Annotated in this window: 26 protein-coding genes; 18 read left to right on the top strand and 8 right to left on the bottom strand. The window is 74.5% G+C overall.

Features of this window, described 5'->3' with window-relative positions; all coding sequences use genetic code 11:
* Positions 1–43: 43 nt before the first annotated feature.
* On the bottom strand, positions 44–514 hold the full coding sequence (locus NX794_RS32090; RefSeq protein WP_258783177.1) for a DUF4396 domain-containing protein: 471 nt from the start codon (positions 512–514) through the stop codon (positions 44–46).
* A gap of 137 nt (positions 515–651) precedes the next feature.
* Between NX794_RS32090 and NX794_RS32085 the strand changes: the two genes are divergently transcribed.
* A complete protein-coding gene (locus tag NX794_RS32085; protein WP_258783176.1) occupies positions 652–1,014 on the top strand; it encodes a tetratricopeptide repeat protein in 363 nt (120 codons plus the stop codon).
* Positions 1,015–1,029: 15 nt separating this feature from the next.
* Here NX794_RS32085 and NX794_RS32080 read toward each other — a convergent pair whose 3' ends face one another.
* Both NX794_RS32080 and NX794_RS32075 read right to left on the bottom strand, forming a co-directional pair.
* Complete coding sequence (locus NX794_RS32080) at positions 1,030–1,959, bottom strand: M56 family metallopeptidase (protein ID WP_258783175.1); 930 nt, start codon at positions 1,957–1,959, stop codon at positions 1,030–1,032.
* Positions 1,960–1,965: 6 nt separating this feature from the next.
* Entirely contained in the window at positions 1,966–2,364 is a 399-nt protein-coding gene (locus tag NX794_RS32075; RefSeq protein WP_258783174.1) for a BlaI/MecI/CopY family transcriptional regulator, read from the bottom strand.
* Positions 2,365–2,499: 135 nt separating this feature from the next.
* Here NX794_RS32075 and NX794_RS32070 point away from each other — a divergent pair, with 135 nt between their 5' ends.
* On the top strand, positions 2,500–3,144 hold the full coding sequence (locus NX794_RS32070; protein WP_258783173.1) for a peptide deformylase: 645 nt from the start codon (positions 2,500–2,502) through the stop codon (positions 3,142–3,144).
* Positions 3,145–3,161: 17 nt separating this feature from the next.
* Here the strand turns inward: NX794_RS32070 and NX794_RS32065 are convergent, their stop codons facing one another.
* The gene (locus tag NX794_RS32065; protein ID WP_258783172.1) at positions 3,162–4,592 is read right to left on the bottom strand and encodes a dihydrolipoyl dehydrogenase family protein; all 1,431 of its coding nucleotides are present in this window, start codon (positions 4,590–4,592) and stop codon (positions 3,162–3,164) included.
* Between the two features lie 140 nt (positions 4,593–4,732).
* On the opposite strand from NX794_RS32065, the gene trxA reads away from it, so the two are divergent.
* Positions 4,733–5,110 (top strand): thioredoxin, encoded by a 378-nt coding sequence (trxA, locus tag NX794_RS32060; RefSeq protein ID WP_258783171.1) that lies wholly within the window; start codon positions 4,733–4,735, stop codon positions 5,108–5,110.
* 51 nt (positions 5,111–5,161) lie between these two features.
* Here trxA and NX794_RS32055 read toward each other — a convergent pair whose 3' ends face one another.
* Positions 5,162–6,163 (bottom strand): LacI family DNA-binding transcriptional regulator, encoded by a 1,002-nt coding sequence (locus NX794_RS32055; RefSeq protein ID WP_428986002.1) that lies wholly within the window; start codon positions 6,161–6,163, stop codon positions 5,162–5,164.
* 117 nt (positions 6,164–6,280) lie between these two features.
* Here NX794_RS32055 and NX794_RS32050 point away from each other — a divergent pair, with 117 nt between their 5' ends.
* Both NX794_RS32050 and NX794_RS32045 read left to right on the top strand, forming a co-directional pair.
* A complete protein-coding gene (locus tag NX794_RS32050) occupies positions 6,281–6,973 on the top strand; it encodes a TetR/AcrR family transcriptional regulator (RefSeq protein ID WP_258783169.1) in 693 nt (230 codons plus the stop codon).
* Between the two features lie 37 nt (positions 6,974–7,010).
* Complete coding sequence (locus NX794_RS32045) at positions 7,011–8,168, top strand: FAD-dependent oxidoreductase (RefSeq protein ID WP_258783168.1); 1,158 nt, start codon at positions 7,011–7,013, stop codon at positions 8,166–8,168.
* Between the two features lie 401 nt (positions 8,169–8,569).
* Here the strand turns inward: NX794_RS32045 and NX794_RS32040 are convergent, their stop codons facing one another.
* Complete coding sequence (locus tag NX794_RS32040; protein ID WP_258783167.1) at positions 8,570–9,271, bottom strand: TetR/AcrR family transcriptional regulator; 702 nt, start codon at positions 9,269–9,271, stop codon at positions 8,570–8,572.
* 136 nt (positions 9,272–9,407) lie between these two features.
* Here NX794_RS32040 and NX794_RS32035 point away from each other — a divergent pair, with 136 nt between their 5' ends.
* The 10 genes from NX794_RS32035 (at position 9,408) to egtD (ending at position 20,189) form a co-directional block, all read left to right on the top strand.
* Complete coding sequence (locus NX794_RS32035) at positions 9,408–9,971, top strand: NADPH-dependent FMN reductase (RefSeq protein WP_258783165.1); 564 nt, start codon at positions 9,408–9,410, stop codon at positions 9,969–9,971.
* Between the two features lie 174 nt (positions 9,972–10,145).
* The gene (locus NX794_RS32030; RefSeq protein WP_258783164.1) at positions 10,146–11,120 is read left to right on the top strand and encodes an alpha/beta hydrolase; all 975 of its coding nucleotides are present in this window, start codon (positions 10,146–10,148) and stop codon (positions 11,118–11,120) included.
* 127 nt (positions 11,121–11,247) lie between these two features.
* Positions 11,248–12,672, top strand: a complete 1,425-nt coding sequence (locus NX794_RS32025; RefSeq protein WP_258783163.1) for an amidase — start codon at positions 11,248–11,250, stop codon at positions 12,670–12,672.
* A gap of 26 nt (positions 12,673–12,698) precedes the next feature.
* Positions 12,699–12,914 carry a hypothetical protein gene (locus NX794_RS32020; protein ID WP_258783161.1) on the top strand — a complete coding sequence of 72 codons (216 nt, stop codon included), beginning with the start codon at positions 12,699–12,701 and terminating at the stop codon, positions 12,912–12,914.
* Positions 12,915–13,073: 159 nt separating this feature from the next.
* Positions 13,074–14,564: a flotillin family protein gene (locus NX794_RS32015; RefSeq protein WP_258783159.1), complete on the top strand. Its 1,491-nt coding sequence runs from the start codon at positions 13,074–13,076 to the stop codon at positions 14,562–14,564.
* Positions 14,565–14,640: 76 nt separating this feature from the next.
* Positions 14,641–15,087 carry a type II toxin-antitoxin system PemK/MazF family toxin gene (locus tag NX794_RS32010; protein ID WP_258783158.1) on the top strand — a complete coding sequence of 149 codons (447 nt, stop codon included), beginning with the start codon at positions 14,641–14,643 and terminating at the stop codon, positions 15,085–15,087.
* Positions 15,088–15,740: 653 nt separating this feature from the next.
* Complete coding sequence (gene egtA, locus NX794_RS32005) at positions 15,741–17,087, top strand: ergothioneine biosynthesis glutamate--cysteine ligase EgtA (RefSeq protein ID WP_258783157.1); 1,347 nt, start codon at positions 15,741–15,743, stop codon at positions 17,085–17,087.
* Positions 17,084–18,454, top strand: a complete 1,371-nt coding sequence (gene egtB / locus NX794_RS32000; RefSeq protein ID WP_258783152.1) for an ergothioneine biosynthesis protein EgtB — start codon at positions 17,084–17,086, stop codon at positions 18,452–18,454. Before egtA ends, egtB begins: the two co-directional genes overlap by 4 nt.
* Positions 18,454–19,233 (top strand): ergothioneine biosynthesis protein EgtC, encoded by a 780-nt coding sequence (gene egtC, locus NX794_RS31995; RefSeq protein ID WP_258783150.1) that lies wholly within the window; start codon positions 18,454–18,456, stop codon positions 19,231–19,233. Before egtB ends, egtC begins: the two co-directional genes overlap by 1 nt.
* Positions 19,230–20,189 carry an L-histidine N(alpha)-methyltransferase gene (gene egtD / locus NX794_RS31990; protein WP_258783148.1) on the top strand — a complete coding sequence of 320 codons (960 nt, stop codon included), beginning with the start codon at positions 19,230–19,232 and terminating at the stop codon, positions 20,187–20,189. Before egtC ends, egtD begins: the two co-directional genes overlap by 4 nt.
* A gap of 1 nt (position 20,190) precedes the next feature.
* Here egtD and NX794_RS31985 read toward each other — a convergent pair whose 3' ends face one another.
* Positions 20,191–21,447, bottom strand: a complete 1,257-nt coding sequence (locus tag NX794_RS31985) for an extracellular solute-binding protein (protein WP_258783146.1) — start codon at positions 21,445–21,447, stop codon at positions 20,191–20,193.
* A 227-nt stretch (positions 21,448–21,674) separates the two neighbouring features.
* On the opposite strand from NX794_RS31985, the gene NX794_RS31980 reads away from it, so the two are divergent.
* Positions 21,675–21,890 carry a dodecin gene (locus NX794_RS31980; protein WP_258783145.1) on the top strand — a complete coding sequence of 72 codons (216 nt, stop codon included), beginning with the start codon at positions 21,675–21,677 and terminating at the stop codon, positions 21,888–21,890.
* 22 nt (positions 21,891–21,912) lie between these two features.
* On the opposite strand, the gene NX794_RS31975 is transcribed toward NX794_RS31980, so the two are convergent.
* Positions 21,913–22,404 (bottom strand): phosphatase domain-containing protein, encoded by a 492-nt coding sequence (locus tag NX794_RS31975; RefSeq protein ID WP_258783202.1) that lies wholly within the window; start codon positions 22,402–22,404, stop codon positions 21,913–21,915.
* Positions 22,405–22,516: 112 nt separating this feature from the next.
* On the opposite strand from NX794_RS31975, the gene NX794_RS31970 reads away from it, so the two are divergent.
* The gene (locus tag NX794_RS31970; RefSeq protein WP_258783144.1) at positions 22,517–23,587 is read left to right on the top strand and encodes an LLM class flavin-dependent oxidoreductase; all 1,071 of its coding nucleotides are present in this window, start codon (positions 22,517–22,519) and stop codon (positions 23,585–23,587) included.
* A 10-nt stretch (positions 23,588–23,597) separates the two neighbouring features.
* Positions 23,598–23,792: an antitoxin gene (locus NX794_RS31965; protein WP_258783143.1), complete on the top strand. Its 195-nt coding sequence runs from the start codon at positions 23,598–23,600 to the stop codon at positions 23,790–23,792.
* The last annotated feature ends 7 nt before the right edge of the window (positions 23,793–23,799 follow it).

Here is a 23,799-nt window from a genome sequence, read left to right as displayed (position 1 = left end):
GGGGCGAGGCATGAAACACCGCACCACCGCAAAGACGGTGCCGTCAGTGGTAGGCGTGCACGACGGCGTGTCCCTTGCCGCGGCCGATCATCCAGCGGTTCACGGGGACGGTCAGCACGAAGGCCAGGGCGAGGGAGGCGACGAGCGAGCCCCAGAACAGGGCGTCCGCCAGGCCGGCGTCCATGGCGCCGGGCACGCTCACGACGACGGTGTTGTCGATCAGCTCCATCACGGCGATCGACACGGTGTCCGCGGCCAGGGCGACCTTCAGCGCCCGGCGGACCGGGAGACCGGCGCGCAGGACGCCCCGCATGGTCAGCGCGTAGCCGAAGACGAAGGCCAGGACGATGGAGATGACGACGGTGGCCGCGTTGCGCAGCCCCGCCGCGGTGCCGATGACCATGCCGAGCACCTCGCCGATCGCACAGCCGGTCAGGCAGTGCAGCGTCGCCTGCGCGGCCGTACGCCACGACGCGTGGTGCCCTTGTCCATGCTGCCGGGCGCTGTGGTCCATCGTCGGCCTCCCCTGCTTGAACCGGGTCAGTAACCGGGTCAGTAAACGGAACCTTATACCCCCCTAGGGTATTCCCCGATGTGCTGGAATATTCAACAACCCGCTTCCGTTGTGGCCGCCGTCGAAGGAGGTCACCCATGGAGACGCAGGAGACGAAGGTCCCCTACTACCACCGGGGTACCCTGGCCGAGCGTTGGGAGCGCGCGCGGCGGTATTTCGAGGCGAAGAACTACGCGGGCGCCGCCCGGGTGCTGGCCCGGCTGGTCGAGGAGGTCCCGGAGCAGACCGGGCCCCGGCTGCTGCTGGCCCGCGCCTACTACCACTCGGCCCAACTGCGGCGGGCCGAGACCGAGTTGCGGACCATCGTGGAGCGCGACCCGGTGGAGCACTACGCCCGGCTGATGCTGGGCCGCACGCTGGAGCGGCAGGCCCGGCACGAGGAGGCGGCGCGGCACCTGCGGGTCGCCTCGGCGCTCGCGGGCGACTTCCCGCAGGAGTGAGGCGCACGCCCCGGGTCAGAGGGGCGTCGCCGCCTGGAGGGTCAGGAAGAGGGTGACGGCGGAGTTCGCCGAGGACATCGCCGACATCAGCGCACCGGCCGTCGCGCCCCAGACGGCCAGGCCGGCGGCGGTGCAGGCGGACGGCCAGTCGCGGGCCGCGGGCGCCGGGGCCAGGAGGGCGGCCACCCGGCGCGGCACCGGGCCGGCCGCCGCCAGCGCCGCGAGGGTCGGCGCCGGGGTGCCGGCGGAGAGCAGGGCCGCCTTGCCGATGGCGCGGGCCACCGTCCGCCGGTCGCCGACCGCGCGGGCCGCCTCCTCGTCCGCCCAGCGCTCGGCGGTGTAGAGGACGGCGGTGCGCAGCGGACGCAGGAACGGGTTGGCCCGGGCCGCCAAGTGGACGGCGAGCAGGTGGCGGTGGTGACAGGCCGTCAGATGGGCGCGCTCGTGGGCGAACAGGGCGCGGCGCTCGGCGGGCGCGAGTCCGGCGAGCAGCGCGGTGGTGACGACGACCCGGCCCCGGCCGCCGGGCAGCGCGTAGGCGTACGGCGCGCTGTCGGGCAGCACCGCGACCGTCGGCCCGGGCAGCGCGGCCAGGGCGCGGCGGGCCCGCCGGGTGACCCGGCGGTGCCGCAGCAGGGTGCGGGCGCAGGCGGCGGCGACCACGGTGAGGGCCGGGATCGCGGCCCGGCCGGCCACCTCGTCGTACGGCAGCGCGGCCCGCACCTCCGGGTCGGACCAGCCGTCCGGCAGCGGGTTTCCGGGCAGCTGGGCGGTGCCGACCACCATGAGCAGGGCCAGGCACAGGGTGCTGCACAGCGCCATGACGACGGCGACGGCGGTCAGCAGCCGGGTGGCGGTGCGCGGATGCAGCCGGGTCTCGGCGAGCCGGGCCACCGGCCAGGCGGACAGCGGCAGGACGAGTGGCAGGAAGACGAAGACGCCCATGCGCGGTCAGGCTCCCGTGCCGCCGTCGTCCGCGCCCGGGATGTCGAGCAGGGCCCGCAGCACCTGTTCGTCGCCGGGCGGCAGGGCGGTGACGAAGCTGGCGAGGACGGCCTCGCGGTCGTGTTCGCCGTCCAGCAGGCGGCGCATGCGCAGGGCGGCGAGCCGGGCCACGTCGGCGGTCGGCGTCCACAGGAAGGAGCGGCCCCGGCGCTCGCGGGCGACGACGTCCTTGGCGAGCAGCCGGGTGAGGATCGTGACCACGGTGGTGTGGGCGAGGTCGCCGCCGAGGTGCTGCCGCACCCAGGCGGCGCTGACCGGCCCCTCGGCCTCGCCCAGCGCGCCGAGGACCTGGCCCTCCAGCTCGCCCTGGCCGCGCCGCCCGGCCCGGCCGTCTTCCCGCGCCATCTCCCCGGCTCCCTCTGCTCGTGGCCCGCGCGTCCCGCCCCGCCGCCGCGCCGGTTCCGGCGTCGGAAGCGGCGTCGGCTCCGGCGTGTCGGACAACGCTACTTCACGAGGTCGGGAGCGTGGCATCCTGACCCGATGACATCTGTTCATGATCACATGCCGCTCGCCGAGCGGGTCGAGGAACTCCTCGCCGCCGGCGGTCCCTTGCCCATCGTCGCCGCCGGACAGCCGGTGCTGCGCCGCGCCACCGAGCCGTACGACGGCCAGCTCGGACCCGCGCTGCTGGCCCGTTTCGTCGAGGCCCTGCGCCTGACCATGCGTGCCGCGCCGGGCGTGGGCCTCGCCGCCCCGCAGGTCGGGATTCCGCTGCGGATAGCGGTCGTCGAGGACCCGGCACCGGTGGCCGGGGAGATCGTGACGGTCCGGGGCCGGGTGCCGCTGCCGTTCCGGGTCCTGGTCAACCCGGTGTACGAGCCGGTCGGCGGCGCGCGGGCCGCGTTCTTCGAGGGCTGCCTGAGCGTGCCGGGCTGGCAGGCGGTCGTCGCCCGGCACGCCGAGGTGCGGCTGCGCGGCTCGGACGAGGCGGGCCGCCCGCTGGACGAGGTGTTCACCGGCTGGCCGGCGCGCATCGTCCAGCACGAGACGGACCACCTCGACGGCACCCTCTACCTGGACCGCGCCGAACTGCGCTCGCTGTCCACGAACGAGGCCGTCGCCGCCCTGTGGTCCCAGCCGGCCCCGGCGGCCGCCGCCGAGGCCCTGGGCTTCGAACTGCCGTAAGCGGACCGGCAGTCGGCTCACTTGTCCCGGTAGGCCTCCAGCAGCCGCAGCCACACCTCGCTCAGGGTCGGGTAGGACGGGACCGCGTGCCACAGCCTGCTGACGGGGACCCGGCCGGCGACGGCGACGGTCGCGGAGTGGATCAGCTCACCGACGCCGGGGCCGACGAAGGTGACACCGCGCAGGATCTCGTCCTCCAGGTCCACGACCATGCGGGCGCGGCCCTGGTACCCGTCGCCGTACAGGCTCGCCCCCGAGACCGAGGAGAACTCGACGTCCACGGCGCGCACGCGGTGGCCGGCCTGTTCCGCCTCGGCGAGGGAGAGGCCGACCGCCGCGGCCTCGGGGTCGGTGAAGACTACCTGCGGTACGGCGTCGTGGTCGGCGGTGGCCGCGTGCGCGCCCCAGGGCTCGTCCAGCACCGGGCCGCCGGCCGCGCGGGCGGCGATGGCGGCGCCGGCGATCCGGGCCTGGTACTTGCCCTGATGGGTGAGCAGGGCGCGGTGGTTGACGTCACCGACCGCGTACAGCCAGTCGGTGCCGGTGACGCGCAGGGTGTCGTCCACGTCCAACCAGGAGCCCGGTTCCAGGCCGACGGTGTCGAGGCCGATGTCGTCGGTGCCCGGGACGCGTCCGGTGGCGAAGAGGATCTCGTCGGCCTCGATGCGCTCGCCGGTGCCGGTGACGGCGACGACGGTGCCGTCCTCGCGGGTCACGGACGCGACCGAGGTGCCGGTGCGGACGTCGACGCCCGCCTCGGTGAGCGCCTCGGCGACGAGTTCCCCGGCGAAGGGCTCCATCCGGTTCAGCAGGCCCTTGCCGCGCACCAGCAGGGTGACCCGGGAGCCGAGGGCGTGCCAGGCGGTGGCCATCTCGGTGGCGACGACACCGCCGCCGACGACGATCAGCCGGCCCGGCGCCGCCTTGGCGCTGGTCGCCTCGCGGCTGGTCCAGGGCTTGACCTCGGCGAGGCCCGGCAGGTCGGGCAGTTGGGCGCGGGTGCCGGTGCACACGGCGACGGCCTGCCGGGCGGTGAGCGTGGTGACCGTGCCGTCGGGGGCGGTCACGGTGACTGTGCGAGGTCCGGCGACGCGGCCCTGACCGCGGTACAGGCTGGTGCCGGTGCCCTCCAGCCAGGAGACCTGGCCGTCGTCCTTCCAGTGCGAGGTGAACTGGTCGCGCCGGGCGAGGACCTCCGGGGCCGTCAGGGGGCCCCGCACCGACTCGGCGAGGCCGGGCAGCCGGCGGGCGTCGGCCTGCGCGATGACCGGCCTGAGCAGGGCCTTGCTGGGCATGCAGGCCCAGTAGGAGCATTCGCCGCCGAGCAGTTCGCTCTCCACGAGGGCCGTGCTGAGACCGGCCGCCCGGGTGCGGTCGGCGACGTTCTCCCCCACGGGACCGCCCCCGATCACCACGACGTCGTACGCGATGGATTCCGTTTCCGTCATGGGGTCAGTCTGGTGGGTGGTGTGTGTCCTGGCCACAGGGGTACGCGCGCGGGACAGGAGCGTGCGCGCGTGGAATAGGCGGCCCGGCGGCCGTGTTTGCGCCGTCGGCACACCCCACACCAGGAAGAGGGACACACGCCATGAGCAGCACCGTGGAGCTGACCAAGGAGAACTTCGACCAGACGGTCGCCGAGAACGACTTCGTCCTCATCGACTTCTGGGCCTCCTGGTGCGGTCCGTGCCGGCAGTTCGCGCCGGTGTACGAGCAGGCCGCCGAGGCCAACCCGGACCTGGTGTTCGCCAAGGTGGACACGGAGGCGCAGCCGGAGCTGGCCGCCGCCTTCGAGATCCAGTCGATCCCGACGCTGATGATCGTCCGGGACCGGGTCGCCGTGTACGCGCAGCCGGGCGCCCTGCCGGAGGCCGCGCTCGCGGACATCATCGGGCAGGCACGGAACCTGGACATGGACGAGGTCCGCAAGAGCATCGCCGCGCAGGAGGGAAACGCGGCCCAGTAATCCCGCGCGGGGTGATCCGGCTTACGGTGTGAGGGCCCGGCGTACGCCGGGTCAGCTGGACTCGCGCCGGACGACCGTGGCCCCCAGCACCTGGTGCACCTCGGGCTCGGCGGCCGGGTCGCGTACCGCCCGGTCGACCAGTTCGGCCAGGCAGCGGCCCGAGGGCAGCTCGATGTGCACGGTGCTGAGACGGGGGCGCAGCAGCCGGCCGAGCATCAGGTCGTCGGCGCCGATCACGGCGACGTCCCCGGGCACGTCGAGGCCCTCGTCCTGGAGGGCGCGCAGCAGCAGCATGGCGTACTCGTCGTTGTAGGCGAACACCGCGTCCAGGCCCGACTCCCGCCAGCGCCCGGCCAGTCGGCCCGCGTCCTCCTCCGTGTAGCGCAGCGGCAGTTCCGTGGCGGTGGCGTCGGTGCCGCGCAGGGCCTGGCGGACGCCGGCGAGCCGGGGCCGGGAGAAGGCGTCGAGTCCCGCTTCCGCGGGCATGACGACACCGATCCGGCGCCGGCCGCGCTCGTACAGGTGTCTGCCCGCGCGGTGGCCGACGGCGTCGTGGTCCATCAGCAGGGCGTGCGCGCCGTCGACGCGTCCGGGGCCGAGGGTGACGACGGCACGGACGCCGGAGCGTTTCAGCACCTGGACGCCGGCCGGGCCGAGTCCGGCGCCCGGCACGAGCACCGCGACCGGCCGTAGTTCGGCCCAGGCACGGGCGGCCTCGTCGCCCTCCAGACCCCCGCTGCCGTACTGCACCACGGTGTAGTCGAGCCGGCCGAGCGCCCACTGGAGTTCGTTGATGAAGGCGCCGTAGAGCGGTCCGACGGGGATCGACGGGGCGGGCATCAGGACCATGCGGCTGTGCCCGGCGCGCAGGCTGCGGGCGGCGGCGTGGGGCACGTACCCCAGTTCGCGCGCGGCCTCCCGGACGCGCCGCCGCGTCGGTTCGCTGATCCGGACGGTGCCGGCGTTGTTGAGGACGTACGACACGGTCGCGCGCGAGACGCCGGCCAGGCGGGCCACGTCGGCGCTCGTGGGCGTGTTCGGTAGCTGCGTCATGACAGTGCGCATCTTGGCAGAGCGGCCGGGGACGGGTGCGGGCGGGGGAACGCGCGGGTGAACGAACATGTTCGCTACGAACTTGTTCGCAGCGAACATGTTCGTTACCGTGGTGCCATGACCGCCGCACCCCGCTCCCGTCGTGAGCGTCCCGCCAAGCCCGCCCTCACCCGGGAGGGCATCGTCGCCGCCGCCGTCGCGATCCTGCGCGCCGAGGGGCTGCGCAAGGTGACCATGCGCCGGCTGGCCCAGGAGCTGGACACCGGCCCGGCCTCGCTGTACGTGTACGTGCGCAACACCGACGAGCTGCACGCGGCGGTCCTGGACGAGCTGCTCGGCACGGTCGGCCCGGCCCCGGCCGAGGGCGACTGGCGCGAGCGCCTGGAGAAGGTGCTCACCGCCTACACCGAGATGCTGTTCGCCCACCCGAGCCTCGCCCGCTCGGCGCTCACCGCCCGCCCCAGCGGCCCGAACTACCTGCGGCTCGTCGAGACACTTCTCGGACTGCTGGACGCGGGCGGGGTGCCGCGCGAGCAGGCGGCCTGGGGGGTCGACCTGCTGCTCCAGCACGCCACCGCGACCGCCGCCGAGCACGCGGGCGAGGAGTCGCCGGACGAGTGGCAGGCCGTCACCCGCGCACTGCGCGAGGCGTCCGCCGAGACCCATCCGCACATCGCCGCCGGCGCGGGCGCGCTGCTGTCCGGCACCCCCGAGGCCCGGCTGTCGTGGGCCTTCCGGGCCCTGCTGGGCGGCATCGAGCGGACCGCTGTACCCGGGGCGGGCGCGGACCCGGCCGCCGGCTCCCACTGAACTCCCCCGCACCCTTCCGACCGGCCAGGAGGCCACCATGACCGCTTCCCCTTCCGCCCTCCCCCACCACCCCATAGCCGTCGTCGGCGCGGGACTCGGCGGGTTGATGCTCGCCCGCGTGCTGCACGTGCACGGCATCGAGGCCGCCCTCTTCGACCTGGACGCCTCACCGGCCGCCCGGACGCAGGGCGGCATGCTCGACATCCACGACGACTCCGGGCAGCGGGCGCTGCGCGCGGCGGGGCTGCACGCGGAGTTCCTGACGCACGTCCACACCGGGGGCCAGGCCACCCGGGTGCTGGACCGGCACGGCACCGTCCGGCTCGACCTGCCCGACGACGGCACCGGCGGCCGGCCCGAGATCGACCGCGGCGACCTGCGCGACCTGCTGCTCGGCTCGTTGCCGGAGGGCACGATCCGCTGGGGCGCCAAGGTGACCGGGGCCCGCCCGCTCGGCGCCGGCCGGCACGAGGTGACCCTCGCGAACGGCACCGCCTTCACCACGGACCTGCTGGTCGGCGCGGACGGCGCCTGGTCCCGGGTGCGCTCCCTGCTGTCCGGCGCCCGGCCCGCCTACGCCGGTGTCTCCTTCGTCGAGGTGGACCTGCTGGACGCGGACCGGCGCCATCCGGAGAGCGCGCGGGTGATCGGCGGCGGCATGTTCTTCGCCCTCGGCGACGGCCGCGGCTTCCTCGCGCACCGCGAGAGCGACGGCAGCCTGCACGTGTACACGGCCGTCGTGACACCCGAGGACTGGCTGGACGGCATCGACTTCGACGACACCGAGGCGGCCAAGGCGGCCGTGCTGAAGGAGTTCGCGGGCTGGGACGACAGCCTGCGGGCGCTGGTCGCGGACGCGGACGGCGCCGTGACGCCCCGCCGGATCCACGTCCTGCCGGTCGGGCACCGCTGGGACCGGGTCCCCGGCGTCACCCTGCTGGGCGACGCCGCCCACCTGATGTCGCCCTTCGCCGGCGAGGGCGCCAACCTGGCCCTCGCCGACGCCGCCGACCTCGCCCTCGCCCTGGCCGCGCACCCCGGCGACCCGGAGGCCGCGCTGGCCGCCTACGAGGCCGTCATGTTCCCGCGCGCCGAGCGGTCGGCGGCGGACTCGGCGGAGAGCGGCGCGATGCTGTTCCGCGGCGACGCGCCCGACGGCCTGGTGGCCATGTTCACGAGCCACGGCATCGGCTGACACCGGAGAGCCGCGTCGGCCCCGGACACCGAGGCCGTGCGGCGACCGAGCCGCAGGCCCGGCATCGACCGGCCGGCACCGTGCGGCACGTGGGGTCTGAGGGCCGCTCGGCCGGTGCGGAATGGGGGCCCCGGCACCGTGCGGCACGCGGGGTCCGGGGGCCGCTCGGCCGGTGCGGAATGGGGGCCGGGGCCATCCGGCTCAGCGGTCCCGGGCGTCGCCTCGGCCGGTGCGACCGGTGCGAGGGCGGGACGCGGGGGCCATACGACCCGTAGACGCCGGGACGCGTGCCCGGCCGGCGCAGGGCCGTTCCGGGGCGCTGCTTCAGCCGGTCCGGAGCCGTGCGGCGCGTGGAGCCCGGGCACGGAAGCAGTCGGCCGGCACCGAGCCCTGCAGCCCCCTCAGCCCCGGTGTGTGGAGTCCGCGGCCGGAGCGTCCGTGCCGGTCACGCGGGCGACCAGGTCGGTCCAGCCGGCCTCCAGGCGTTCCAGGGGCATGCCGCACTGGCGGGTCAGGTGGTGGATGAGGGCCGGGTCGAGGGAGGCCAGCAGGGTGCGGGCCAGCAGTTCGCAGTCGCCGTCCGGCACGATCTGCCGGAGCAGCATCACGACGTGCGTGCGCAGCGCCGCCACGGCCGGGTGGGAGAAGCGGCGGTCCGGATCGGGCTGGGCGGCCAGCAGCAGGTCCAGCCGCTCCGCCGAGCGGTACAGCACCGCCACCCCGAACGCGCGCAGCCGGTCGAGTGGGGGCGCACCCGGGCCGAGCGGCGGGGGGCCGCCCATGAAGTCGGCCTGCAACTGCTTGTCCGAGTGGTCCAGCAGCGCCATCAGCAGCCCCGTACGGTCGCCGAAGCGGCGGAAGACCGTGCCCTTGCCCACCCGCGCCGCGGCGGCCACCGCCTCCATGGTGACCCCGGCCACCCCGTGCTCGGCGATCAGCCGGGCCGCCGCCTCCAGCAGCCGGGCCCGGTTGCGGGCCGCGTCGGCGCGCAGGCAGGGCTCGGACAGCGCCGGGCCGACCTCGATCAACTCGGGCGGCTCAAGGGGCTCCTGGGGCTTCGGGAAGGGCGGCGGGGCGCTGGACATGAAGACAGCGTAAAGCATCGGGAAGAAAACTGGACCACGGTCCGCTTAGGGTGATAGAAAGCTAAACGGACCCCGGTCCGGATCGTTCCAGCGATGTAAGCGACGCATCAGCCCCCTTGACGCCCCAGTGACGTACCAGCCTCTTGGAGTTCCCATGTCCGTCCGTATCCTCGCGCTCGTCGGCAGCCTCCGCGCCGGTTCGACCAACCGCCAGCTCGCCGAGGCGGCTGTGAAGCTCGCGCCCGAGGGCGCCGAGGTCGAGCTGTTCGAGGGCCTGGCCGAGATCCCGTTCTACAACGAGGACATCGACGTCGAGGGCGGCGTCCCGGCCGCCGCCACGAGGCTGCGCGAGGCCGCGCGGGCCGCCGACGCCTTCCTGCTCTTCTCTCCCGAGTACAACGGCACCATCCCGGCCGTCCTGAAGAACGCCATCGACTGGCTGTCCCGCCCGTACGGCGCCGGCGCCTTCGGTCGAAAGCCCGTCGCCGTGGTCGGCACCGCCTTCGGCCAGTACGGCGGCGTCTGGGCCCAGGACGAGGCCCGCAAGGCGGTCGGCCTCGCCGGCGGCCGGGTGATCGAGGACATCAAGCTCTCGATCCCCGGCTCCCTGACCCGCTTCGCCGAGACCCATCCGTCCGACGACGCCGAGGTCGCCGCCCAGCTGACCGAAGTCGTCGCGCGTCTGTACGGCACCGTGGAAGCGGTCACCGCCGCCTGAGCCCTACTCCGCTCCGCGCGGGGCCGGCACCGCACCAGGTGCCGGCCCCGCGCGCGTCACCCGGCCGGCGCGCCCGCGACACGCTCCCCGCCACACGGGGTAGGCGACTCCCCGTCGGGCACACACGTCCCGGCATGCCGCCGCAGCACCCTGCGGTCCGCCCGAGGAGACGCCGTGCCCCTGGCCCCGCCCCCGTTCGACCCGGAACTCGCCGCCGCGCTGGAGCGGATGGGGGAGGCCGCCACGCCCGGTTTCGCGCTGGACGACCTCGACAGCGCCCGGAAGACCGCGGCCGAGGTGCTCGCGCTGATCGACCTCACCCTGGACGGCGCCTTCGAGGTGACGGAGCGCACGGCGCCCGGTCCCGAGGGCGCCCCCGACATCTCCCTGCTGGTGTGCACGCCCACCGCGACGTCGTCGCACACCACGGCGCTGCCGGTGCTCTACCACGTGCACGGCGGCGGCATGATGACCGGTACCCGCCGGGCCGGCGTGACCGAACCCCTGGCCTGGGCACGGGAGTTGGGTGCGGTCGTGGTGTCGGTGGAGTACCGGCTCGCCCCCGAGCACCCGCACCCCGCGCCCGTCGAGGACGTGTACGCCGGCCTGCTGTGGACCGCCCGGCACGCCGGGGAACTCGGCGGCGACCCGGACCGTATCGTCGTCACGGGCGCCAGCTCCGGCGGCGGTCTCACCGCGGCCCTCGCCCTGCTGGCCCGGGACCGGCGCGGCCCCCGTCCGCTCGGCCAGCTCCTGATGTACCCGATGCTCGACGACCGCGACGACACCTTCTCCGGCCGCCAGCTGGCGGGCCTGGGCGTCTGGGACCGCACCGCCAACGCGACCGGCTGGACCGCCCTGCTGGGCGAGCGCCGCGGCACCCCCGACGTCTCCCCGTACGCCGCCCCCGCCCGCGCCACCGACCTGTCCGGCCTGCCCCCGGCCTTCCTCGACGTCGGCTCGGCCGAGACCTTCCGGGACGAGGTGGTCGACTACGCGAACCGCCTGTGGCAGGCCGGCGGCGAGGCCGAACTGCACGTCTGGCCGGGCGGGTTCCACGGTTTCGACGCCCTGGTACCGGAGGCGGCCCTGTCCGGCGCGGCCCGCACGGCCCGCGTCACCTGGCTGCGCCGGCTGCTGTCCCGCTGACCACGCCTCGCGCGGACGCCGGGAAGCGCGCTCCCGTGCAACCGAGGCGGTGAAAGCCCTGCCCCGGCGGCCTACTTGACGTTACCGTTCGGTAGTCCTCGTGTCCGGAGCCCCGGAGGTTGCCCCCATGACGCCCGACCGTGCCGCGGGCCTCGCCGAGAGCCGCCGCGCCCTCGCCGCCGGGGAGGTGACCTCCCGCGCGCTGGTGGAGCGGGCCCTGGCCCGGATCGAGGCGACCCAGCCGACGCTGAACGCGTTCCGCGTCGTACGCGCCGAGGCCGCCCTCGCCGAAGCCGACGCCGCCGACCGGGAGTTGGCCGGTGGAGCGCGCCGCCCGCTGCTCGGGGTGCCGGTCGCGGTCAAGGACGACATGGACGTGGCGGGCGAGCCCACCGCGTTCGGCTGCCGGGGCGACTTCCCGCCGGCGGCCGCGGACGGCGAGGCGGTACGGCGGCTGCGCGCGGCCGGTGCGGTGATCGTCGGCAAGACGAACACCTGCGAGCTGGGCCAGTGGCCGTTCACCGAGGGGCCGGCGTTCGGCGACACCCGCAACCCCTGGTCCCCCGCGCACACGCCGGGCGGCTCCTCGGGAGGTTCGGCCGCCGCCGTGGCCGCCGGCCTGGTGCCGGCCGCGCTCGGTTCGGACGGCGCCGGCTCGGTACGGATACCGGCGTCCTGGACCCATCTCGTCGGCATCAAACCGCAGCGCGGGCGGATCTCGACCTGGCCACGCGGCGAGTCGTTCCAGGGCATCACGGTGAACGGCACCCTGGCCCGCACGGTCGCCGACGCGGCCCTGCTGCTGGACGCGGCCGGCGGCAACCACGACCGGGACCCGCACCGGCCGCCCGCGCTCACGGTGGCGGACGCGGTCGGCCGGGACCCGGGCCGGCTGCGGATCGCGCTCTCCCTGAAGCCGCCGTTCACCGCCGTACCCGCCCGGCCGCACCCCGAAGTCCGCGCCCGCGTGACCGAACTCGCTGAGAAGCTGGCCGCGTTGGGGCACGAGGTGACGGAGGCCGACCCGCCCTACGGACAGATCGGCCTGACCTTCGTGCCGCGCGCCACCGCCGGGATCGCCGAGTGGGCCGAGACGGCCCCCGACCCGGCGCTGCTGGACCCGCGCACCCGGAACGCGGCCCGGCTCGGCTGGCTGCTGGGCGGGGCACCGCTGCGGGCGGCCCGGCGCGCGGAGGCGGTGCTGCACCGTCGTATCGGCGGGTTCTTCCGGTCGTACGACGTGGTCCTCGCGCCCACCACCGCCGCTCCCCCACTCCGGATCGGTGCCCTGCACCGGCTGGGCGGCTGGGCCACGGACCGGGCGATGATCGCCGCCTGCCCCTACGCCTGGCCCTGGAACGTGCTGGGCTGGCCGGGAGTGAACGTGCCCGCCGGGTTCGTGTCCGACGGGCTGCCGGTCGGCGCGCAGTTGCTCGGCCCGGCGCACACCGAGCCCCTGCTGGTGTCCCTGGCCGCCCAGTTGGAGGCCGAGTTGCGCTGGCACGAGCGGTGGCCCCCGCACCTGCCGGAGGCGAACGCGTCGGCCGCGTGAGCGGATTCAGCCCGTACCCTGGGGGGATGGGCGACGCGTCGATGGTCGGGCTGATGGGGCGGGTGACCGGGACGGTCGGGCCCGGACTGGTCGGCGAGGTGATCGTGCGGGTGCGCGGGGGCGCGGAGCATTTCCTCGCCCACCCGGCCGACGGCCGCCGGATCGAGCCGGGCACGGTGGTGATGGTGGTGGAGCACCTGCCGCCGCGCACCGTCTACGTCACGGCCGCCTACGGCAGCTGACGGCGGCTCGGAACGTCGCCAGGTGAGCACGCTCCGCCCCAGGTGAGAGCGGTATGCGTCAAGATTGCGACAAGGATCCGTCAGTGCCTTTCCGACGGCTCCCGACAGGCGCACACTCCCTTCGTTCGGTGCCGAGAGGGCACCATGCAAAGGGGGCGTATGCCGATGGTTGTCGGCGTCGTTGCGGGGGCGGTCGTCGTTGCCGTGCTCGCGTTGATCGGTCTGTTCAAGGCGATGTGGCGGGTGGCCGAGCCCAACGAGGCACTCGTCATCTCCGGATCCAAGCACCGCACCGAGGGCCTGGAGGAGGGGATGGGTTTCCGCATCGTCACCGGGCGCGGCACCCTGGTGCTGCCCGGTGTGCAGGCGGTGCGCAAGCTGTCGCTCGATCTGAACGAGACCGAGTTGCACGTGGACTGTGTCACGCACCAGGGCATTCCGCTGAAGGTGCGGGGCGTGGTCATCTTCAAGGTGGGCGACGACTTCGTGTCGATCGCCAACGCGGCCCGGCGCTTCCTCGACCAGCAGCGGCTGATGTCGGAGCGGGTGCACAACGTCTTCGCCGGTCATCTGCGCTCGATCGTGGGCGGGTTGACGGTGGAGGACATGATCCGCGACCGGGAGAAGCTGACCGGGCAGACCCGGGCGGCCTGCGGGACGGAGATGGAGAAGCTGGGCCTGATCGTGGACTCGCTCCAGATCCACGAGATCGAGGACCCGACCGGGTACATCCAGAACCTGGCGATGCCGCACGCGGCGGCCGTGCAGCGGGACGCGCGGATCGCGCAGGCGGAGGCGAACCGGCTGGCCACCGAGGCCGAGCAGCAGTCCTTCGCGCGGATGGCGGAGGCCACCCGGGACAGCGAGATCCTCCAGGCCGGCTACCAGGCCGAGCGGGACAAGGCGGCGGCCAAGTCGGAGCAGGCGGGACCGCTCGCCGCGGCGGCGGCCCGGCAGGAGGTCGTGGTCCAGGAGACCCGGGTCGCGGAGCTGGAGGCGCACCGGCGCGAGCAGCAGTTGCAGGCGGACGTCCGCAAGCCGGCGGACGCCGCGGCCTACGAGAAGCGGACGCTGGCCGAGGCCGAGCGCGACGCCCGGATCTCGGCGGCCCAGGCCAAGGCGAAGGAGACCGAGCTGGCGGCCGCGGCCGAGGCGACCCGGGTGAAGGCCGCCGCGACGGCTGAGGCCGAGGCGACCCGGACCCGTGGTGCGGCGGGCGCCGACGCCACCCGGGCCACCGGTGAGGCCGAGGCCGCCGCCGCGCAGGCACGGGGTCTGGCGGAGGCGGAGGCGACCAGGGCTCAGGGTCTGGCGGAGGCGGAGGCCATCAAGGCCCGCGCCGCCGCGCTCGCCGAGAATCAGGAGGCGGTCGTCGCCCAGCAACTCGCCGAGAAGTGGCCGGAGATCGTCCAGGCGGGCGCGTCCGCGTTCGGCAACGTGGACAACATGGTGCTGCTCAACGGCGCCGACGGCATGGGCGAGTTGTTCGCCAAGGCGCTCACCATGGGCGGCACGGGACTCGGACTCGCCCGCAAGCTGCTGGCCACGGTGGGCGACAACGGGCAGCCGGTGAACGGCGTTTCCCCCTCCCTCAACGGCGCGGTGACACCGCCGCCGTCCCAGAAGGTGCCGGTGGAGCGGGACAGCTGAGCGGAGCCCTGGCCGCACCCACCGTGCGGCCGGGGCGCCCGTGCGCCCGTCGGAAGGCGGCCGCTAGGGTGCACCCGTGACCAGCTCCACCGATGAGAACGCGCCAGGCCGTCACGGCCCGCACGCCACCACCGAGGCCGACCCGCGCCGGGTCGGCCGGGTGCGCACGGAGTACTCCCCGGCCCACGACGGCGACCCGGACCCCGGGGAGATCGTGTGGACCTGGGTGCCGTTCGAGGAGAACGACGGCCGGGGCAAGGACCGCCCGGTGCTGGTGGTGGCCCGGGAGCCGGCCGGTACGGTCCTCGCGGTACAGCTGTCCAGCAAGCGCCACGACGGCGACCGGGAGTGGGTGCCCATCGGCAGCGGCCCCTGGGACCGGTCGGGCCGCGACTCGTGGGTGGCCGTGGACCGGATACTGCGCCTGCACGAGACCGGCATGCGCCGCGAGGCCTGCGCCCTGGACCGGATGCGCTTCAACCTGGTCCGGCAGCGGCTGCACGAGCGGTACGGCTGGACCTGACGGCGCTGTCCCGTCCCGGGGGGCGAACATCCTGTCGAAGGACACGGGCGTGGATCACCCGGTCGGAGTAGAAGGAGGAGAAGGGGTCCCGAGCCTCGCGGTGGCGCACGCAGCGGTCCGGGACCTCCAGCAGGCAGGCGTACGGGGCGCCGGCCGTCCAGCGGGCCGCCGCCAGGCGGCGCTCACCGGTCGCCTCGACGACGGCCCCGGTGACCGGCGCCCCGACGGGAGCAGCCACGGGTTCGGTCCGGTTGTCCCGGCGCTCGCCAGGGCCACCGCGGTCCGGCCGGCCGGGACCACCTCCCGGCCGCCACGGTCCGCCGCGTCCGTGCGGCGATCCCGCGCGGGCGTACGCTCACGGCGCCACCCCCGTGGACGCCCTGATCATGGCCTGCGCGGTCTCCCCCGTCGTGCTCACGCACCGATCCTGGGCGATGCTGGTGGGGCGGTGCAACGGAGTTTCCCGTCCGCCGAACGGTCCGAGAACACGGAACGGTCCGGGGAACACGTACGGAAACGGAGATGACCGATCCGGAACGTCCAGCGGGGCACTCTTGTGCGATTCGCCGCGAGGGTCTTGGGTGGGACGAGTGCCTGCCCGGCCCCGGTCGAACCGGGCCGGTGGCATGGTGGAATCTCAGGAGGATCCCGACATGTCCGAATCACAGTGCGACGGTGGTGACTGTACCCAGGACCACGTCGTCGTCACCGAGCCGGAGGTAGAGGCCCTGGTCAAGGGCATCTGCTTCAAGACCGGCCCGCCCCGCACGGTGGGCGTGGAGACGGAATGGCTCGTCCACGAGCCGCGGCAGCCGCGGCTCCCCGTGACACCCGAACGACTCGAAGCGGCCTACGCCGCCCTGCGGACCGTGTCCCTGGGCTCGCCGCTCACGACAGAACCCGGCGGCCAGCTGGAGCTGAGTTCGCCGCCCGCCGCCTCCCTCATGGAATGCGTCGGCATCGTCTCCGCCGACCTGGCCGCCGTGCGTGCCGTCCTCGCCGCCGAGGGCCTGGCCCTGGCCGGTTTCGGCCACGATCCCTGGCAGACCCCGCGCCGGTTCCTGCGCCGGCCGCGCTACGACGCCATGGAGGCGTGCCTGGACCGCACCGGTCCGGCCGGGCGGCACATGATGTGCGTCTCGGCCTCCGTGCAGGTGTGCCTGGACGCGGGCCACGAGGAGCCCGGCCCGCTGGGACACATCCGGCGCTGGTGGCTGGCGCACCAGCTCGGCCCGGTGCTGGTGGCGGCGTTCGCCAACTCGCCGCTGGCGGGCGGGCGGCCCACGGGCTGGATGTCCACCCGGCAGCTGCTGTGGATGGAGATCGGCGCCGGCCGGGCGGGCGGTCCCGCGCTGGACGCCGAGCCCCGGGAGGCATGGGCCCGGCACGTCCTGGACGCGCCGGTGATGTGCGTGCGCCGGGACAGCGGTCCCTGGGAGGTGCCCGAAGGGCTCACCTTCCGGGAGTGGACCCGCTCCCGGTCACCGCGGCCGCCCACCCGGGCGGACCTCGACTACCACATCACGACCCTGTTCCCGCCGGTCCGTCCGCGCGGGCACCTGGAACTGCGCATGATCGACGCGCAGCCCGGTGACGACGGCTGGATCGTGCCGCTCGCGGTGACCACGGCGCTCTTCGACGACCCGGAGGCCGCCGAGACCGCGTACCGGATCGTCAAGCCGCTCGCCGAGCGGGCGCTCAACCTGCGCGCGCCGCACAATCCGCTGTGGTCCGACGCCGCCCGGCTGGGTCTCGCCGACCCGGAACTGCGCGACGCGGCCACCGCCTGTTTCGCGACCGCGCTGGAGGCCCTGCCCCGGCTCGGTGCCGACACCCGGGTCATGGACCTGGTGGCCGGATTCGTGGACCGCTATGTCGCCCGCGGCCGCTGCCCGGCCGACGACCTGCTGGACCGGCTGCCCGACCGGGAGCCGTCCCCGCTCCGCCCCGGCCCCATCGGGGGCACATCCCCGCACGGGAGGAAGGACATCCGCACATGACCGCCCCCGAGACCGACACGACGACGACCGGGCCCGCCGGGACCGGGACCTTCGAGTCCGCCGGCGCGGACCGCGAGGCGCTGCGCGAGCGCGTGCTGTCCTCGCTCACCACCGCCCGCGACCGCACCACACTCCTGACCTCCTGCGTGGAAGGTCCCGACCTCACCGCGCAGCATTCGCCGCTGATGTCCCCCCTGGTGTGGGACCTCGCCCACATCGGCAACCAGGAGGAGCAGTGGCTGCTGCGGGCGGTCGGCGGCCGGGAGGCGATGCGGCCCGAGATAGACAGCCTCTACGACGCCTTCGAGCACCCGCGCGCCGCGCGGCCCTCGCTGCCGCTGCTGCCGCCCGACGAGGCCCGCCGGTACGCGGCCGAGGTGCGCGGCCGGGTCATGGACCTGCTGGCGGGCGCCGACTTCCGGGGCTCCCGGCTGACCGAGGCCGGGTTCGCGTTCGGGATGATCGCCCAGCACGAACAGCAGCACGACGAGACGATGCTGATCACCCATCAGCTCAGGAAGGGGCCGCAGGCGCTGATCGCCCCGGACCCGGAGCCGGTACCGCCGTTCACCGGTCCGGCCGAAGTCCTGGTCCCCGGCGGCCCGTTCACCATGGGCACCTCCGCCGAGCCGTGGTCGCTGGACAACGAACGCCCGGCGCACGCCCGGGAGGTGGCGCCCTACTGGATCGACACCGTGCCGGTGACGAACGGGGCGTACCAGGCGTTCATGGCCGAGGGCGGCTACGACGACGAGCGCTGGTGGACGCCGGAGGGCTGGGCGCACGTCCGGCAGCACGGGATCACCGCGCCGCTGTACTGGAGCCGCGACGGCGGCCAGTGGCTGCGGCGCCGGTTCGGGGTCACCGAGGTGGTCCCGGCCGACGAGCCGGTGCTGCACGTGTGCTGGTACGAGGCCGACGCCTACGCCCGCTGGGCCGGGCGGCGGCTGCCCACCGAGGCGGAGTGGGAGAAGGCGGCCCGCTTCGACCCGGCCACCGGCCGCTCCCGGCGCTACCCCTGGGGCGACGCCGACCCGGCGCCCGAGCACGCCAACCTCGGCCAGCGGCACCTCAGGCCCGCCCCCGCCGGCAGCTGTCCGGCCGGCGAGTCGCCGCTCGGGGTACGGCAGTTGATCGGGGACGTGTGGGAGTGGACGGCGAGCGACTTCCTGCCGTACCCGGGCTTCGAGGCGTTCCCGTACAAGGAGTACTCGGAGGTGTTCTTCGGCCCGGACCACAAGGTGCTGCGCGGCGGTTCGTTCGCCGTGGACGCGGTGGCCTGCCGGGGCACGTTCCGCAACTGGGACTACCCGGTGCGCCGGCAGATCTTCGCCGGTTTCCGCACGGCCCGCTCGGAGTCCGTCTGATGTGCCGTCACCTGGCGTACCTGGGGCCCGAGGAGCCGCTGGGACGCGTGCTCGTGGAGCCCCCGCACAGCCTGTACCGGCAGTCGTGGGCGCCCAGGCGGCAGCGGTACGGGACGGTCAACGCGGACGGCTTCGGGGTCGGCTGGTACGCGCCCGGGGACCCGGTCCCGGCGCGGTACCGGCGGGCCGGGCCGGTCTGGGCCGACCTGTCCTTCGCCGACCTCGCCCGGGTGGTGCGCTCGGGCGCCGTGCTCGCGGCCGTACGCGACGCGACGCTCGCCGGCGCGGACGCCGAGGCAGCGGCGGCTCCGTTCGCGGCCGGGCGGTGGCTGTTCAGCCACAACGGCGCGGTCGCGGGCTGGCCGGACTCGGCGGCGTCCCTGGTGTCGCTGCTGCCTCCGGTCGATCTGCTGTCGCTCCAGGCGCGCACCGACTCGGCGTTCGCCTGGGCGCTGGTCCTGCATCGGCTGCGCGGCGGTGAGGAGGCCGCCCAGGCCCTCGGCGAAACGGTTCGCCTGCTGGCCGAGGCGGCCCCCGCCTCCCGGCTGAACCTGCTGCTGACCGACGGCGCCACGATCACCGCCACCACCTGGGGCGACAGCCTCTGGTACCGCACGGAGCCCGGCCGCGCGACGGTCGTGGCCTCCGAGCCGTACGACGACGACCCCGGCTGGCAGGAGGTCCCCGACCGCACCGTGCTCACCGCGAGCCGCGCCGGCGTGCTGCTCGACCCGCTGGAGGACCCGGCGGCCGTCTCACCTAAGGAGCCCTGTACGTGAGTCCCCTCCGTGTCACCCGCACCCTCCCCGAGGACGCCACGGACGCGGCGCTGCGAGCCGACGTCCTGGGCGGTCTGACCGTCACGCCCAAGTGGCTGCCGCCGAAGTGGTTCTACGACGCGCGCGGCAGCGAACTGTTCGAGCGCATCACCGAGTTGCCCGAGTACTACCCCACGCGGGCCGAGCGGGAGATCCTCACCGCCCGGTCCGCTGAGATCGCCGCCGCGAGCGGTGCCCGGACGCTGGTGGAGCTGGGCTCGGGGTCCTCGGAGAAGACGCGCTATCTGATCGACGCGCTGCCGCTCGCCGCCTATGTCCCGGTCGACGTCAGCGAGAGCGCCCTCACCCAGGCCGGCGAGGCCCTCATCGCCGAGCGCCCGGCGCTCGACGTCCACGCGCTGATCGCCGACTTCACCGCCCCACTGGCCCTGCCGGACACGCCCGGCCCCCGGCTGGTGGCCTTCCTCGGCGGCACCGTCGGCAATCTGCTGCCCGCCGAGCGCGCCGCGTTCCTGGCCTCGGTACGGTCCCTGCTGTCCCCCGGCGACGGGCTGCTGCTGGGCACCGACCTGGTCAAGGACGAGCGGGTGCTGGTGCGGGCGTACGACGACGCGTCCGGGGTGACGGCCGCGTTCAACAAGAACGTGCTGTCGGTCGTCGACCGGGAACTCGGCGCCGACTTCGACCCGGACGCCTTCGACCACGTGGCGCTGTGGGACGCCGAGCGCGAGTGGATCGAGATGCGGCTGCGCTCGCGGACCGCGCAGACCGTGAAGGTGCCCGCGCTGAACCTCGCCGTGGACTTCGCGGCGGGCGAGGAGATGCGCACCGAGGTGTCGGCGAAGTTCCGCAGGGAGGGAGTGACCGCCGAACTCGCCGCCGCCGGGCTCGACCTGACCCACTGGTGGACGGACGCGGAGGACCGCTTCGCGCTGTCGCTGAGCGTGGTCCGGTGAGTCAGCCCACGTTCGGGGTGAGCGCCTCGGTGATCTTCCGGGAGGCCCGGCGGGCCTCGGTCGCCGGGTCCGCTCCGCCCAGCACCCGGGTCATGTAGCCCTTGATCGGGTTGTCGGCCTCGACATCGGCCCACTGCGGGCTGTTGGGGGTCGCCCGGCCGTGCGCCGCGCCGGCGGCCATGGCGGCGACCCCCTCCTCGCTGTCGACCGCGCTCGCCAGCGTGGTCTTGTTGGGCACGTAGTTCATGGTGCGGGCGAGGTCGGTGTCCCACTTGGCGCCGGTCAGCGCGGCCACGACGGAGGTCGCCGCGAACTGGTCGTCGGTGTTCTGCGGGACGACCAGGTCGGAGCCGCCGGTGAAGACGGTGCCGGGCCGGCCGGCGCTCTTGCCGGGCACCGGGAAGAAGCCGAGCTTGCCCTTCAGTTCGGGGTTCTGCCGCACGATGGTCTGGGCGAGGCCGGGTACGGCGACGATCTGGGCGATCTTGCCGCCGGCGAACACCCCGGCCTGCGGCGGGTGTTCCTCGTCCGCGTCCACGGGCCCCCGGCCCAGCGCCTGGAGGCTCTTGTAGAACTCCATGCCGCGCAGCGCCTCGGGGCTGTCCAGGGTGCCCCGCCACTCCAGGTCCTTCTGCCGGGCGAGGTCGCCGCCCTCGTCCCAGATGAACCCGGAGAGCGTGTACCAGTCCTGACCGGCGAGGTAGATACCCTGGGTGTCACCGGAGTTCAGCTTCTCGGTGTCGGCGAGCCACTGCGCGCGGGTCTTCGGCGTACCGGTGATGCCGGCCTGCTCGAAGAGGTCCTTGCGGTAGATCACCACCCGGTTGGCCGCGTACCAGGGCACGCCGTACTGCTTGTTGCCGTCCTTGCCGGGCTGGGCGAGGCCGGGCAGCCACTTCTCCTTGCCCCAGTCGCGCATCGACTCCAGCGTCAGGTCGGCCAGCCGGCCGCCGTCCGCGTACAGCGGCACCTGGGTGTTGCCGACCTCGATGACGTCCGGGCCGTTCTCGGCGCCGCCCTTGAGCGCGCCCCGGACCTTGTCCACGATGCCGGTCCATTCCTGGATGCGGATGTCCAGGCGCAGGTCCTCGTGGGTGCGTTCGAAGTCCTCGGTGAAGCGCTTCAGGAAATCCTTGGAGGCGCTGTCCTTCATCAGCCAGACGGTGACGGTCTTGCGCTCGTGCCCGCCGGGAAGCATCCCGCAGGCGCTGACGAGGGAGCCGGTGACACAGATGAGGGCAAGGAGGCGACGTCTCACGAGGGGGTCCTGTTCTGACTGGCCGGGGGGAGATGCGGACAGGCGTGGGGGCCCGATCGTGGGGGGACGAGCGAGGGGACTCGTACGGGTGCCCCGAGTCTGGTATGGACCAATGCCAGGGGTCAAGGACACCGAGAGTGAGCGGGCGATCGCCGTGCGGCCCGGGCGGGGATGGGGCACGGTGGAGTACGGCCCCGTACGTCATTTCGTCCGCAAGGAGAACCCGCATGTCGAACCACACCTACCGGGTCACCGAGATCGTCGGCACCTCCCACGAAGGGCTCGACCAGGCCCTCCGCAACGGCATCGCCCGCGCCTCCCGGACCCTGCGCAACCTGGACTGGTTCGAGGTGACCCAGATCCGCGGGCAGATCGAGAACGGAGAGGTCGAGCACTTCCAGGTCGGCCTGAAGGTCGGCTTCCGCATCGACGACGAGGACTGAGCCGCCCTCTCCTTCCCGGCGGTCAGGTGCGGCCCTCGCCCTCCTGCGCCTCCGCCAGTGCGGCGGACTTCGCGGCCCAGCGGGCCCGCACCACCGTGAACCCGGCGCGCTCGGCGTCGTCGCACACCAGTTCGTCGTCGTCCACCAGGACCCGCACCTCCCGGTCCCGGGCGAGCCGGCGCAGGATCTCCAGCTTGGTGAACCGCGCCGGCCTGCGGTCGGCGTTCCCGCGCATGTGCACGCGCCCCTCCGGCAGCCCCTGGGCCGCGAGCCACGCCAGGGTGTCCCGGCGGCAGCGCTCGGGCCGGCCGGTGAGATAGACGATCTCGCACTCCCCGGCGCTGCGGGCGGCCAGCGCCACCCCCTCGGCGAGCGGCGGGTCCTTGGGCGCGGCGCCGAAGAACCCCGACCAGTCCTTGGGCCGCCCCTCCAGGAAGTGCTGGCGGTGGGCGGTGTCGGCCAGGGTGTTGTCGAGGTCGAACACGGCGAGCGGGCGCTGCCGGCTGTCGGTCACGTGGCTGTCGGTCACGCCGCAAGCCTAGCCAGCGCGGCCGGCGGCCGGCTCGGGCGAGGAAGGGGGCCGGGCGGCGCGGGAATCCCGGGCGCGGCCACGCGTTGAACCCCGCGTGAGCAGTTCAGTGATCGCCCGGACCAGGTTCTCCGTCCTCGACCGCTCCCGCACCCGCGAGGGCCGGCCGCCGGCCGAGGCGCTGCGGGAGACCGTGGCGCTGGCGCGGGAGGTGGAGGCACTCGGCTACCACCGGTTCTGGGTGTCCGAGCACCACGGCGTCCCGGGGGTCGCCGGGTCCGCGCCGACCGTGCTGGCCGCCGCCGTGGCCGGGGCCACCCGGACCCTCCGGGTCGGCACCGGCGGGGTGATGCTGCCCAACCACCAACCCCTGGTCGTCGCCGAGCAGTTCGGGGTGCTGGAGGCGCTCTTCCCCGGGCGGATCGACATGGGGCTCGGCCGCTCGGTGGGCTTCACCGACGGGGTGCGCCGGGCGCTCGGCCGGGGCAAGGGGGACGCCGAGGAGTTCGCGGATCGGCTGGCCGAGCTGCTGGAGTGGTTCACGGGCGGCTCGACGACCGGGGTGCGTGCCCGCCCCGCCGAGGGCCTGCGGGTGCCGCCCTTCGTGCTGGCGACGGGCGAGGGCGCCGAGATCGCGGCCCGTGCCGGTCTGCCCCTGGTCATCGGCGACCTGCGCGGCCGGGAGAAGCTGCTGCGTGGCATCGAGCGGTACCGCGCCCTGTTCCGGCCCTCGCCCTGGGCGGCCGAGCCGTACGTGGTGGTCTCCGGGACGGTCGCGGTCGCCGGCACCGAGGCCGAGGCGCGGCGGCTGCTGCTCCCGGAGGCCTGGGCGATGGCGCACGCCCGCACCCGCGGCACCTTCCGGCCGCTCGCCCCGGCCGAGCGGATCGAGGCCCTGGCGATGACCGCGCGGGAACGGGAGCTGTACGAGTCCGGCCTGACCGGGCACCTCGCCGGCACCGCCGACCAGGTCGCCGCCGAACTGGAGACGGTACTGAAGGAGACCGGCGCCGCCGAGGTCCTGGTCACCACCAGCACCCACGACCGGGCGGCCCTGCTGGACTCGCACCGGCGGCTCGCCGCGCTCTTCGCGTCCGGGAGCCGGCCGGCCCGAGATGCGAACCGGGCGGGCCCCGGTGACCCTGGGAGGGAAGCCTCAAGCGACTAGGAGGGCCGCCATGTCCTTCATGGACAAGATCAAGGGCATGCTCAAGGGCCACGAGGGCATGGCCGACAAGGGCATCGACAAGGGCGGGGACTACGTCGACCAGCGCACCGGCAACAAGTACCAGTCGCAGGTCGACACCGGCCAGGACAAGCTGCGGGACGAGTTCGGCACCCGGCAGAACCGGGACAACCCGCCGGGGGCGTAGCGGGCGT

Source organism: Streptomyces pyxinicus (assembly GCF_024753135.1).
Lineage (GTDB): Bacteria > Actinomycetota > Actinomycetes > Streptomycetales > Streptomycetaceae > Streptomyces > Streptomyces pyxinicus.
Note: the sequence above shows the minus strand (reverse complement) of the source record. Positions and strands in the feature narration are given on the sequence as shown.